Source organism: Herbaspirillum lusitanum, assembly GCF_046025995.1.
Classification (GTDB): Bacteria; Pseudomonadota; Gammaproteobacteria; order Burkholderiales; family Burkholderiaceae_D; genus Herbaspirillum; species Herbaspirillum lusitanum_A.
This window is the reverse complement of record NZ_JAQQFM010000007.1, coordinates 293,708-307,222: the sequence shown is the minus strand read 5'-3', so window position 1 is coordinate 307,222 and position 13,515 is coordinate 293,708. Positions and strand designations below refer to the sequence as shown.

Annotated in this window: 9 protein-coding genes and 2 tRNA genes; 5 read left to right on the top strand and 6 right to left on the bottom strand. The window is 56.1% G+C overall.

The annotated features are described in order from the left end of the window. Positions 1-339: 339 nt before the first annotated feature. The 3 genes from PQR62_RS17280 to PQR62_RS17270 are packed head-to-tail and all read right to left on the bottom strand — an operon-like array spanning position 340 to position 4,215. Complete coding sequence (locus PQR62_RS17280; RefSeq protein WP_408159228.1) at positions 340-990, bottom strand: response regulator; 651 nt, start codon at positions 988-990, stop codon at positions 340-342. Next, the gene (locus PQR62_RS17275) at positions 990-2,456 is read right to left on the bottom strand and encodes a hybrid sensor histidine kinase/response regulator (protein ID WP_408159227.1); all 1,467 of its coding nucleotides are present in this window, start codon (positions 2,454-2,456) and stop codon (positions 990-992) included. Before PQR62_RS17275 ends, PQR62_RS17280 begins: the two co-directional genes overlap by 1 nt. A gap of 55 nt (positions 2,457-2,511) precedes the next feature. Continuing rightward, positions 2,512-4,215: a sensor histidine kinase gene (locus PQR62_RS17270; protein WP_408159226.1), complete on the bottom strand. Its 1,704-nt coding sequence runs from the start codon at positions 4,213-4,215 to the stop codon at positions 2,512-2,514. 769 nt (positions 4,216-4,984) lie between these two features. On the opposite strand from PQR62_RS17270, the gene PQR62_RS17265 reads away from it, so the two are divergent. The 5 genes from PQR62_RS17265 to PQR62_RS17245 all read left to right on the top strand — a co-directional run bounded on the left by PQR62_RS17265 (position 4,985) and on the right by PQR62_RS17245 (position 10,083). After that, the gene (locus PQR62_RS17265; RefSeq protein WP_408159225.1) at positions 4,985-5,476 is read left to right on the top strand and encodes a Csu type fimbrial protein; all 492 of its coding nucleotides are present in this window, start codon (positions 4,985-4,987) and stop codon (positions 5,474-5,476) included. Between the two features lie 338 nt (positions 5,477-5,814). Next, on the top strand, positions 5,815-6,504 hold the full coding sequence (locus PQR62_RS17260; protein ID WP_408159224.1) for a fimbrial biogenesis chaperone: 690 nt from the start codon (positions 5,815-5,817) through the stop codon (positions 6,502-6,504). After that, entirely contained in the window at positions 6,501-8,798 is a 2,298-nt protein-coding gene (locus PQR62_RS17255) for a fimbria/pilus outer membrane usher protein (RefSeq protein WP_408159223.1), read from the top strand. Before PQR62_RS17260 ends, PQR62_RS17255 begins: the two co-directional genes overlap by 4 nt. Positions 8,799-8,839: 41 nt before the next feature. Continuing rightward, positions 8,840-9,283 carry a Csu type fimbrial protein gene (locus PQR62_RS17250; RefSeq protein WP_459251864.1) on the top strand — a complete coding sequence of 148 codons (444 nt, stop codon included), beginning with the start codon at positions 8,840-8,842 and terminating at the stop codon, positions 9,281-9,283. Between the two features lie 302 nt (positions 9,284-9,585). Beyond that, positions 9,586-10,083 carry a Csu type fimbrial protein gene (locus PQR62_RS17245; protein ID WP_408159221.1) on the top strand — a complete coding sequence of 166 codons (498 nt, stop codon included), beginning with the start codon at positions 9,586-9,588 and terminating at the stop codon, positions 10,081-10,083. A gap of 437 nt (positions 10,084-10,520) precedes the next feature. Here PQR62_RS17245 and PQR62_RS17240 read toward each other — a convergent pair. From PQR62_RS17240 to lon, 3 genes are all read right to left on the bottom strand, one after another. Beyond that, positions 10,521-10,597 (bottom strand) — tRNA-Asp (locus PQR62_RS17240). Positions 10,598-10,625: 28 nt separating this feature from the next. Further along, positions 10,626-10,701, bottom strand: a tRNA-Val gene (locus PQR62_RS17235). Positions 10,702-11,010: 309 nt separating this feature from the next. After that, a complete protein-coding gene (gene lon / locus PQR62_RS17230; protein WP_408159220.1) occupies positions 11,011-13,419 on the bottom strand; it encodes an endopeptidase La in 2,409 nt (802 codons plus the stop codon). Positions 13,420-13,515 lie beyond the last annotated feature (96 nt).

Sequence of the window (13,515 nt, the reverse complement as noted above, 5' to 3'; positions counted from 1 at the left end):
GCTTTCTTCGGGAATTATTACTTTTGAACGATCGATCTTTTAACCAGAACTCAAACTTCACTGCTGTTTTGCAATTCAGTGCGTAGGATCACAACCGCACTTAAATCAACTGCACATCCGTTCAAGAATCAGCGATTGTCAGCGACAACGTTCATCTCCGGCGAATCTCTTGCAACCCAGTACTGACGCCGCTTCCGTTACTGTGATTTGATTATTGCACACGCAAAATTAAAAAAAATCAGATTATTCCTTAGACTACAAAATATCCTGCCAACTGCTGCCGCACAGAAATAAACGGCGACTTTTTTGTTGTTCTTTCACCAATATAGCGTGAAGCACTCATTTGTCCGGCGTTGTCAGGCCGGTGCGGATGGCGTAACGCACCAATCCGGGTACGTCACGTATGCTTAATCGCTCCATCAATTGCGCTCTGTGCGTCTCGATCGTCTTGGCGCTGACATTGAGCTGATAGGCGATTTCCTTGGTGTTGTTGCCCTCTGCAATCAGTTGCAGAATCTCGCGCTGCCGCGGCGTCAACACCTCCACCGGCGTGCCGTCCTGCGCCACGCGTTTCATGTAAGTGTCCAGCGCCTCGCGCGAGATGTGCGAATCCAGATACTGGCGGCCGTGCGTGACTTCGTACAGCGCCTTTTCCAGCTCGGTGGCGGCCGAATCCTTGAACAGATATCCGTTGGCGCCGGCATTCAACGCCTGCATCACATATTCTTCGCTGCCGTACATCGACAACATCAGGAATTTGGTGGTCGGATAATCCGCGCGCAGGCGACGCAGCGCCTCCAGCCCGTTCATGCTTTTCATGGCGATGTCCAGCAGCACCAGGTCCGGTTTGTGTTCGGCAATCAGCGTGATCACTTCGTGCCCATCCGAGGCCTCTCCCACCACTTGCACCCCGGGCATGGACATCAGCAAGGCCTTGATGCCGCTGCGCACCAGCGCATGGTCATCGGCAAGCAATATTTTCGTCAGCATTATCTGGCTCTCCTCACGATCGGCGTGACCGGCAATCTGAGCACGATTTCCGTGCCCTCGCCCAGCGCCGATGAAATGTCCATGGTGCCACCCACCAGCACCGCCCGTTCTTCCATGTTCAACAACCCGAAACTGGTGCCCGAAATGGCATTGCTGCGCGCCGCTTCAAGATCGAAGCCCTTGCCGTCGTCTCGAATGCTGAGATGCAATTCTTCGCCGCGCTTTTCGACCTTGACCCAGATGTTGGCGCAATGCGCATGACGCAGAATATTGGTGACTGCTTCCTGCACGATCCGAAAACAAGTGTTCTCTACATCCGGATGCTGCTGACCGTCGAAGCCGCCCGACTCGAACCAGCCATTTACCCCGGCCAGGGTTGACTTCTGCTCCACATAGGAGCGGATCGCCGCCACCAGCCCCAGATTGTCGAGCTGCGGCGGACGCAGATCGAGCGACAGGCTGCGCACCTGCGCCAGCACCGCGGTCACGATGTCGATCCCGTTCTGCAGCGAGGGGCCTTCCAGCGACCCGGTTTTCTTGATGGTTTCCAGATTGATTTTGAGCGCAGTCAGCGATTGGCCGACATCGTCGTGCAGACCGCGCGCCAGATGCTGGCGTTCGCGTTCCTGCACCTCGATCACACGGCTGGACAAAATCTGCTGACGCTGAATCGCCAGCTCCAGATCCTGTTGTGTGCGTACCCGCTCGCTGACGTCGATGCCCAGGCCGGCCACCAGTTCGCCCTTGCCTTCGCCGCGGATGGGAAAGCGCACCACGTCCAGAACCTTGGCAGTGTGCTCAGCATCGAACAAGGTTTCCTGCGTGTGAATTTCGCGATTGCTCTGCAGCACCTTGCGATCCATCTCCTGAGAGTTTTGCGCCGCGCCGCTGGACATCAGATCGAAATCGGTAAGCCCATCCATGTCGCCGGGCGTCATGCCGTAGAAGGCCGATTGCGCCGGATTGACGTAGACGTAGCGCAGCTCGGCATCCTTGATCCAGGTCGGCATCGGCGCGGCATTCATGAAGGCATAGAAACGCGCTTGCAACTCGCGTAGCGCCACCGAACTGGCACGCTGCTTGCGGCGCGACAAGGCATCGCGTAATTCGCGGTCGACCGCAATCGGCAAGCGCGCGATGGCGCTCTTGAGAAAATAATCCTGTGCGCCGGCCTTCATGACCTCGACCGCAGTCTGCTCGCCGATGATGCCGGAGACGATGATGAATGGCGTCTGATCCGAATTCTGCTTGACCATTTTCAAGGCATCGACACCGCTGAACTGCGGCATTGAATAATCGGAGATGACGATGTCCCAGCGCGCCTCGGCCAGCGCGGCAGCTAGCTCCGGTTCGCCGTCGACGCGTTTCCAGGTCGGCTCGAAGCCCCCGCGCTTGAGCTCTCTGACCATCAGCACGACATCTTCTTCCATGTCTTCAACAAACAATACGCGAAGTGGAATACTCATAAGCCCTTGGTCTCACAGAAAGAATGCCATTGAATTCCGCATGTTTGCGGCAGAGTCAGCGCAACACCGCGCTGGGAGCAACCCCTTTCTTTGGCAATGAAAAATAAAAACTTGCTCCTTCATTCGGTTTGCTGTCGGCCCATACCCGGCCGGCATGCCGGATCACGATACGTTGTACCAGCGCCAGCCCGACGCCGGTGCCGGCGTAGTCTTCCTGGCGATGCAGACGCTGGAAAGTGCCGAACAGCTTGTGTGCATAACGCATGTCGAATCCGACGCCGTTGTCGTGCACGCAATAGACGATTTCCTCTGCATTGGCGCTGGCCCAGATGCGCACCTGAGGATGCTCGTTCTTGCCGCTGAACTTGACGGCATTGCTGATCAGGTTTTCCCAGACTTGCGCCAGCAAACCGCGATTGGCGGGGGCGTCGTCCAGGCCGTTGATCACGAATTCGACCTTGGGATTTTCTGCCTGCAAACCGGAAATGACCTGCCGCACCAGATCCATCATCGGGAAGCGCTCCAGCATCAGTTCGCCGGTATTCGACTTGGCCAGCTTGAGCAGATCGTTGATCAGTTCATCCATCTTGCGCACGTTCTTGCGGATCACCTGCAACTGCTCGCGGCCTTTATCGTCCAGCTTTTCGGCGTAATCCTCTTCCAAAATCATGGCGTAGCCCGAAATCGCACGCAGCGGCGCGCGCAGATCGTGCGAGACCGAATAGGAGAAGCTTTCAAGCTCCTTGTTGACGCTGTGCAAATGCTGCGCCTGACGCTTCAGGTCGGCGTTGAGGATTTCAATTTCACGCTCCGCCATCTTGCGTGCGGAAATGTCGTACATCACGGTGCGGCTGGTCAGGCGCTGGGTCTCCGGATTAAGGATGGCGGTAGCATTGACCAGCGCAGAAAACTCGGAACCGTCGGCGCGCTTGTAATCAAGATCGATGCCGTTGATGGTGCGATTACGCAGGAACTGCGGCAACAACTCCTTCTGATAGCGGCGCGCGCACTGCGAGGTCATCAGGTCCGCGTGCGTCATCTTGCCGACCACTTGCTCCCGCGTATAGCCGAACCAGTTCAGTTCGGTATCGTTGATTCTGACAATCTTGCGATCCGACTCATCCACCGAGTGGTAGCCGCAAGGCGCATTGTTGTAGAGGTCTTCGATTTCCGCCGCGTAGGCTTGCGCCTTTTGCTGAACCGCCATGTGATTGCGCATTTCACGCTTGAGGCGCATGTAGACCGCGATCAGAATCAGAATACTCAGCAGGTTGCCAAACACCACGGTAAAAATGGTCAATGATGCGCTGTTGGCCGTCTCGGTGGAGCGCATCGCCAGCAAGGCATTTTCGCTGCCCTTCATGTCTGCGAACTGAGCGCGGATGGCATCGCTCAATTGCTTGCCGGCCTGCAAGGCGCTGGGCAGATTGGCTTCCTGCGGCGAGGTCAGCGTATGCCGCGCCAGAAGTACGCGCTGCTTCAGAAGTTCTTCCAGTTCGGCCAGATCGGACAACTGTGCCGGATTGTCCTTCAGCAATTGGCGCAGGTCTCTCACCAGTGACGTCAGTTGGCGGTTGCCGGATTCAAAACTGCCGCGATAGTCATCGCTGCCCGTCAAAGCGTAGCCACGCGCGCTGCTGACCACATCTCGCAGCGTCGAATGCGTTTCTTCCAGTACGTTCAATACTGTATGGGTGTGCTGAACCCAGATCGCGCGCTCCTGGAATACGCGAACACTCTGATAGGAAAAACCAGCCACGCAAATGGACAGCAAAATTGCCAGAAAAAAGAAAATCCCTGAGCTCGCCGTCGATAGTTTTGTTCTAGTTAGTATTGGCATCGTGTTTCCATGTCGCAGCGGCTTCTTACATCAAAAGATGCGGCAGAAAAGCCCTGCGACAGCTTGTCAATTAACAGCTTGTCAACCCGTAACCCTGGCCTATTGGGAGCGATCTTCAGCAGCCCCTCGCTACGCAAGTCGTCAGAAATGCATTCAATACAAGTAGTACCCTCACGTCGTTACAGGACGACCTCAGACGCTTACTCGCCCATTCAACATCCAGACCGACATCTGTCACGCGCTTGCTCGCGATGGCTCATACATCAGCCATCGCGGCCGGCTGCTATCGAACCCGGCCTCTTTTGCGGGTGAAACTCGCAGGCACGGGATCGGCCTTGAAACCTGTTCTTTTACCAATGTGCTATTTGATCAATGTGCCCTGATTTGCGTCGCCGGTGATTCAGCAATTCAAATATTTCTGTATTTTTTTATTTATCGGCGCATCCGGTTCGATAGTCGTTCCGTATAAGTACTTAGCAAATGTGTTTTTGTTCAATCTTTTGCAATCGGGGATTTCCGGCTGCCACTAAATGTTTTCATTTGCTTATCAAATGAGAGCTTCGTGACAACTTCGTCGCATATTTCCCCACATCAACCACTTTTTTTAGGACGAACTATCAAGCCGCCCTGCGTTTTATTCTATAATAGACACACCCATAGAACCATTTCTAGGCGGCATTCTAATAACATGAAAACACTAGCGAAACTCATGCTATTCCCGGCTTTGGCCGTAGCGTTTCAAAGCTCGCCAGCTATCGCCGCCTCTTCGACCGGAAATCTTGCCATTTCGGCCATAGTCACTGCTCAGTGCGTCATCCAGAGTGCAGCCTTGCCGTTCGGGACTTATAACTCTGCAGCTGTTCAGCAGTCAGCCCAAATCGGTGTGACCTGTTCCAACGGCACCAGTTATACGGTAAGCCTGGATGCAGGCGCCGGTACCGGCGCCAATACCACCACCCGCAAACTGGCAACATCCGACAACAGCTCAACACTGAACTACGCGCTGTATCAGGATCCTGCCCGCAGCAAGAGCTGGGGCAACTCTTCCGGCTCCGACACCTTGACCAGCACCGGCAACGGCACTCTGCAAAGCCTGCCAGTCTATGGCTACATTCCAGCCGGACAGACATCCAAGCCCGGCGCTTATGCTGATGTCGTCTCCATCACGCTGGCATATTAAGCATAACGCCTAGAATAATTTCTGTGGCGCAGCCTGCATATGCAGCTGCGCCATTTTTACGTCTGGCGCAGCTGCTTTTTCCAACATCTTTTCAGCTAAAGAGAGCGTCAGAATGCGCCTTCGCGCGTTCGTCAACGTTCCGTATTTCGGAATTTGAGCGTAACTTTTTATTAAATAAAAAAATTAACTAAGAATTAAATTGTGGCTTAAGCGCAACTAATTTCATGACTGAAATGCATTTTTAGCTTTAATCTTCGATTTCGACGAGCTTGCAATGGTGTCAAATAGAATCATTCCGCTGCGACAGGAGAAATCATCATCAACTGCTTTTTTGCTTATTGACCGCGCTTTCCATCGCTGCTGCATTTTCCGGCGCAGCGCAGGCATCCAATTTCGAGATCTCGCCGGTGGTGCTCGAACTGTCTTCCGCGCGCACGGCCGGCGTTGTGAAGCTCATCAACAACGATACGCACGAGGTTTCGCTGCAGATTCGCGCTTACGACTGGACCCAGGTCGACAGTCAGGACAAGCTCGACCCGACCCAGAATCTGATCATCAGCCCGCCGGTATTCACGCTTGCGCCCGGTGCTTCGCAAACCATCCGGGTGGTCTCCAAACAAGCTGCCGGCTCTCAGGAAATTGCATATCGCCTGCTGATTGATGAAATTCCTTCAGCTGCGGCCGGCGCCGCCATCAACTTCAAGTTCCGGATTTCAATGCCTGTATTCATCGCCCCGACCGGCCAGTCGAGCACCAAACTGGACTGGAAGCTGAATGCAGGCAAACCGCCGAAGCTGGTGATCGAGAACAGCGGCAACCGTCGCGGTCGCTTGCTGAATCTTTCACTCACGCTGCCCAGCGGCAAAAAAGTCACGCTTCCTACCGGTGGCAATCCTTACACCCTGGCCGGGCTCACACGACAATACATCATAGAAACCGACTCGCCCCTGGGAGCAGGCAGCAAGGTGCGCATGACTGGGACCAGCGATTCCGGACCGATTGACACTGAGCTCACCGTGGCGCCTTGAACCGCCTGCCCCACTGGATCAGCCTCCTGCTGCTGGCGCTGTTTTGCGTCTATGCCCGCGCCGCCGAACCCGGCGACGAAACGCTGTTACTGGAAGTGTCGCTGAACGGCCGCCCGACCGAGTTGGTCGGCCAGTTCACACGCCGCCAGAAGGCCCTGTATTCGACAGCGGCCGAGTTGCGCAGCCTGGGTCTGAAAGTCCCCGGCGCCGATACCGAGCTGTTGCCTATTGCAGACATCGCCAGTGCGATCAAGCTGGACGAAGCCTCTGCCAAAATCAATCTGGATATTCCGATGCGTTTTTTGAACACCACCGAAATCCAAAACGCAGGCAGATCGGCCAGCGATGTGCCGCTGGCGCCGGGTGGGCGCGGCGTGGTGCTCAACTATGACTTGCTGGCCAATTCCAGCCGCGGCATCAATTCCATGGGCGGCCTGTTCGATACCAGAGCCTTCTTCGGCAGCAATGTCATCAGCTCGACCGGGGTCAGCTATTTCGGCAACGGCGGCGGCACCTCGGCGCGCCTGGAGACGACTTACACTTATTCCGACCCCGATAAACTGACGCGTTATCGTCTGGGTGACGTGATCAACGGCAGTCTGTCGTGGACCCGCTCGGTCAGAATGGGGGGCTTCCAATACGCCTCAGACTTCAATCTCAGGCCAGACCTGGTGCGCTTTCCGACGCCGGCCTTTGGCGGCGATGCCGTGGTGCCGTCAACCGTGGACCTGTTCGTCAATGGCGTGCGCCAGCTGTCGCAACCGGTGCCGCCGGGCCCCTTCGAAATCCGCCAGGCGCCGATTGCCACCGGCGCCGGCCAGATTGCGGTGGCCGTGACGGATGAACTGGGCCGCCAGACTTTCCGCACGATCTCTTTCTATGCCACCGACCGCTTGCTGAAGGAAGGTCTTTCGTCCTATTCGGCAGAAGGCGGATGGGTGCGCCGCAACTACGGCCTGCGTAGCAACAACTACGGTGAGTTTGCCTTGTCCGGCACCGCACGCCACGGCTTCTCCCCGCAACTGACGCTGGAAACGCATGCCGAAGCCATGAAGAGCCTCAAGCTGCTCGGCACCGGCGCGGTCTACAACCTCGGCAACCGCGCCGTAGTCTCGGCCGCCGCCTCGGCCAGCAGTTCCGATGCCGGTTCCGGCCAGCAGATCGCAGTGGCAGCCGAACGCAATGCCAATCCGATCAGCATGTCGCTCACGCGCACGCAATCCACCCCCAATTATCAGGACATAGGTGCGGTCTCCGGCTCCCCGGTTTCACGCTCGTCGACCATTGCCACGCTGGGCGCAAGTCTGGGCAGCTTCGGCTCGCTCAGCCTGGCCTATGCCATGAGCAAGAGCCCGATCTTGCTGTCCGACGTCGGCAACGTCGGCCTGGCGGACAGCGAGACGGTGACCGTGTCGTATTTCAAATCGGTAGGTACACGCTCCAACCTGTTCATCACCGGCTACCGCGATTTCCGCAATCAGAGTTACGGCGCCACGATCGGCATCATCATGCCGCTGGGTACCCGCGACGCGGTCGGCGCGAGCGTCAGCAACAATAACGGCACCAAGACGGTGTCGCTGCAAGCAAGCCGTCCTGCCATTTCGATTGGCGACGTCGGCTGGCAAGTACAGAGCAACGAAGGCACCTATCATCAGCGCATCGGCCAGGTCGATTACAAGAGCCGCTACGGACGCGTGAACGCCGGCGCTTCACAGGTTGACGGCGTCACCAGCGAACGGGTGGGTGCACGCGGCGCGGTGACCTTCATGGAGGGAGACTGGTTCGCTTCCGACTGGATCGATGACAGCTTTGCGGTGGTCAATGCCAGTGGCGTCAAGAACGTCGGCATCTATACAGAAAATCGCTATGCCGGCAGAACCGACGACAATGGCAAGCTGCTGCTGACCGATCTGCGCGCCTATGACATCAACAAGATCTCGGTAGACGTACTCGATCTGCCGCTGACGCTGCAACTGGATCAGAATGAGCAATACGTGAAGCCGCGGGACCGCTCCGGGCTGGTGGTGAAATTCAATGCCAAGCTGGCTTCCGATGTGTCCATCGTGCTCAAGGATGCCGACGGCAACTTCATTCCGCTGGGCTCCTCGGTGCGTGTCCGCGAGAGTGGCTTGCAGGCGCCGGTAGGCTATGATGGCGCCAGCTATCTGCAGGAACTGGGGCCGGTCAATACGCTGGATGTCTTGCTGCCATCCGGCGCCCAATGCCACGCTACGCTGACGCCGGTGCCCAACACTGATCGCGGCATGGTGACTGAAACTGTGATATGCCGATGAATGGGGCCACTATGAAAATCGTCTTCAGATCATGCTTGCTGATGTGGCTCGCGCTGTTCACCCTGAACGCCGGGGCTCAGAGCATTTGCAGCGTGTCCAGCACGGGCGTCAACTTCGGTACTTACGATCCGAAATCAAGCGCCAATGTCGATGTCACCGGGACAGTCACCGTTACCTGCCAGGCCACCGTCTCTTTGGGCATTCTCTACACCGTCAAACTGAGTGCAGGTTCAAGCGGCGCATTTTCTCAACGAAAGATGCTCAACGGTGCAGCCACTCTTAATTATCAGGTCTATACGAACAGCGCGCGCACGACTGTATGGGGCGACGGCAGCTCAAGCACAACTTACCCGACTGATGGCTATCTGCTGCAAGTGCTCACCCCGGTCACCAATACCTACACTGCCTATGGCCGCCTGACGGGCAGCCAGAATGTCATTGCAGGCAGCTACATAGATACCCTCACGGTGCTGGTCACGTATTGAATTCTGACCGAGCCTGCGGCTGAATTGAAGCGTGCAGCTGCAGACTCAGACTCACTGGCGGGACGGCCCCAATACTCAGCGCAAGTCGAAGGCGGGCCAGCCTCCGTCGTTTTATCCTTTCGCTTCAGGTAATTTCGCCACATCAGGATTTTCCTGATGAAATTGCAGCAAGCCTAGGGAAGCCCCTGATTCAACAAAGTGCTGACAAAAATTAAAGTGTCTCCATACCCGCCGCAAACAAGTTCTCGCACAGGGCGAGATCCGGGAGTCGGTGGTGAGTCTGAAATCTCAGGGAGAATAAAATGTTTTTTGCCAAGAAAAATCGCTTCGTTTGTGCTTCCGCCGCCGCTCTGCTGCTGGCAACCAGCGCTCCGACTTTCGCCGCGACTGCAACCGGCTCCCTGGTTATTACTGCGTCGGTTCTGGCCTCCTGCACCGTGGTGGGCTCCACCATCGCCTTCGGCGCCTACAGCTCGACGCAAGTCGATCAGACCGGCAACATCGCCGTACTGTGCACCAACGGCACTACTTACAACGTCGGCCTGGACGCAGGTGCAGGCACCGGCGCCAGCACTACCGTGCGCAAGATGACAGGCAGCGGCGGCGGCACACTGAACTATGCGCTGTATCGCGATTCGGGCCGCACCAATAACTGGGGTTCAACCATCGGCACCGATACCCAGGCCGGCACCGGCAGCGGCCTGCTGCAGAATCTGACGGTCTACGGCCGTATCGCTTCGGCCCAGACTCCACTGGCAGGTACTTACACCGATACCGTGACGGTCACACTGACTTACTGATCATTGAATAAACGCCGGCACGGCCGGCACACCGCTTATATCGGGGCTATACCCGGAGGGGGAAAACGGCGTACTTCTTTGTTGAAGTGCGCCGTTTGTTTTTTTGAGCGGCCACACGCCGCGCAGACGGCTTGCTGGCTTGCGCTACTCCACGTTTGATCTGCTTTTAATGTGATTTTGCTGTGCAAATTTAATCACAGACGAAAAAAAGCCCACCTGGTTTTCGCTAAGTAGGCATTTTTAATTTGGCGGAGTGGACGAGGCGCTCCTACACAGGCGCAGGCCGCCGAAACCCTTGCAAGCGTTGCGCTTCGAGACCCGCCGCAAGCCGCGCTGGCGGCATGCTCCGCCCCACCTCTGAAATGTTTTGCTGCGCAAAATTCAAATGTAAACGTAAAAACGCCTGCTTAGCTTTCACTAAACAGGCGTTTTTAACTTGGCGGAGCGGACGGGGCTCGAACCCGCGACCCCCGGCGTGACAGGCCGGTATTCTAACCAACTGAACTACCACTCCTAAAACTGTGCCGCATGTTTGAGTTTATTGGTGGGTGCTGAGAGGCTCGAACTCCCGACCCGCGCCTTGTAAGGGCGCTGCTCTACCAACTGAGCTAAGCACCCGCACTTAACCCAAACAGATCGCCATCAAAGTTACCCCTGCGACGAAAGACGGCTATTCTATAACAACTTTATTCGTCTTGCCAAGACTAAATTTCAATTCACCACACTTACGTTCGTCAGCTTGATGCAAGCCTATGCTTGGCAGCAAGTACACGCTGATGTTAAACACAATGACAGAGGCTGAGCGCGCGGACTTGACGACCTTTCAAGCTGTTCTGCCATGAGCTTAGACATAATAAAAAAGCGCCCTTGTTCAGGGCGCTTTTCACTACTGCATTTTGCGGCAATATCGCCGCCAAGCTTGCAACATCAATGCTTGACGACAGGATCGACGACTTCCTCTTTTGCAGCAACAGTACTGTTGACGATGGCCTCATCTTCGGCCAAGGCAACCGGCCGGGTTTCCAGTGCGATTTCCAAGACCTTGTCGATCCAGCGCACTGGCACGATTTCCAGCTTGTTCTTGACGTTGTCAGGAATCTCAGCGAGATCCTTGACGTTCTGCTCCGGAATCAGCACGGTCTTGATGCCGCCGCGATGCGCCGCCAGCAGTTTCTCCTTCAGACCGCCGATCGGCAACACCTCACCACGCAAGGTGATTTCACCAGTCATCGCCACGTCGGCACGCACTGGAATGCCAGTGAAGACCGATACCAGCGCGGTGGTCATCGCGATACCAGCCGATGGGCCATCCTTGGGCGTCGCACCTTCCGGTACGTGAATGTGAATGTCGCTCTTCTCGAACACTTCGTTCTTGATGCCCAGCTTGCGGGCACGGCTGCGAACCACGGTGCGCGCCGCTTCGATCGACTCCTTCATCACGTCGCCCAGTGTACCGGTGCGAATCACGCCGCCCTTGCCTGGCATCGTGACGGCTTCGATGGTCAGCAGATCGCCGCCCACCTCAGTCCACGCCAGACCAACCACCTGGCCGATCTGATTTTCTTTTTCAGCGATGCCGAAGTCGAAGCGACGCACGCCCAGGAATTTATCCAGGTTGCGTGAAGTAATTGCGACCTTCTTTTCCTGCTTCTTGAGCAGCAGCATCTTCACTACCTTGCGGCAGATCTTCGACACTTCGCGTTCCAGCGAACGAACGCCGGCTTCTCGGGTGTAGTAGCGAATGATGTCGCGCAGAGCCGATTCAGCCACGCTGATTTCGCCATCCTTCAGACCATTGTTCTTGATCTGTTTCGGCAGCAGGTAACGCTGGGCGATGCTGGTCTTTTCGTCTTCGGTGTAACCCGACAGACGAATCACTTCCATACGATCGAGCAGCGCCGGAGGGATGTTGAACGAGTTCGACGTTGCCACGAACATCACATCCGACAAATCGAAATCGACTTCGATATAGTGATCGGAGAAGGTGTGATTCTGTTCAGGATCCAGCACTTCCAGCAGCGCCGACGAAGGGTCGCCACGGAAATCCATGCCCAGCTTGTCGATTTCATCCAGCAGGAACAGCGGATTACGTACGCCGACCTTGCTCAAGCTTTGCAGGATCTTGCCCGGCATTGAGCCGATGTAAGTACGACGGTGACCACGAATCTCAGCCTCATCGCGCACGCCGCCCAGCGCCATGCGCACGAACTTGCGGTTCGTTGCACGAGCGATCGACTGGCCCAGCGAAGTCTTACCGACGCCCGGAGGACCAACGAAGCACAGAATCGGCGCCTTCAGCTTGTCGACGCGTTGTTGCACGGCGAGGTATTCCAGGATGCGTTCCTTGACCTTGTCCAGGCCATAGTGATCGCCCTCGAGCACTTTTTCCGCGTTCGGCAGATCGTTGTTGACCTTGGATTTTTTCTTCCATGGCAAACCGACCAGCGTATCAATGTAATTGCGCACCACGGTCGCTTCGGCAGACATTGGCGACATCAGCTTGAGTTTCTTCAACTCGCTCTGTGCCTTTTCCAAAGCTTCCTTCGGCATCTTGGCAGCCAGAATCTTCTTTTCGAGCTCTTCAAGATCGGCACCATCTTCACCTTCGCCGAGTTCCTTCTGGATCGCCTTGACCTGTTCGTTCAGGTAATACTCGCGCTGTGACTTTTCCATCTGGCGCTTGACGCGGCCACGGATGCGCTTTTCAACCTGCAGAATGTCCAGTTCGCCTTCCAGCTGACCGAGCAGATGCTCGTAACGCTTGGGCACATTGAAGATTTCCAGGATGACCTGCTTCTGCTCAAGCTTCAGTGGCAGATGCGCGGCAATGGTATCGGCCAGACGACCCGCGTCATCGATGCCGGCCAGCGAGGTCAGGATTTCAGGTGGGATCTTCTTGTTCAGTTTTACATACTGGTCGAACTGCTGAACAATGGTACGGCGCATGGCTTCGACTTCAGCCTCATCGCCGTTTTCAGATTCAACCGGTGTCAGATCGGCAACAAAATGGGTATCCAGTTCGCTGATGTGATGAATGCGTGCACGCTGCGCGCCTTCGACCAGCACCTTGACGGTGCCATCGGGCAATTTCAGCATTTGCAGAATGTTGGCGACGCATCCGATTTCGTAGATGTCGTCCGCCGAAGGCTCATCTTTGGCTGCAGCCTTCTGGGCGGCAAGCATGATGCTCTTGCCCTGCTCCATCGCAGCTTCAAGGGCCTTGATCGATTTAGGACGGCCAACGAAGAGCGGGATCACCATATGCGGGAAGACCACAACATCCCGTAACGGCAGCAATGGCAATTGCGTTTGTTCTGTGAGTATAGAAGTCGTCATGGCGAGCCTTATCAAAAAATACTGTTAATGATGTTGGCGCGAGCTGCCAAATCACAAGGTCCGCGCTGCACAAAAAACCGGAACTTGCTAGGACAG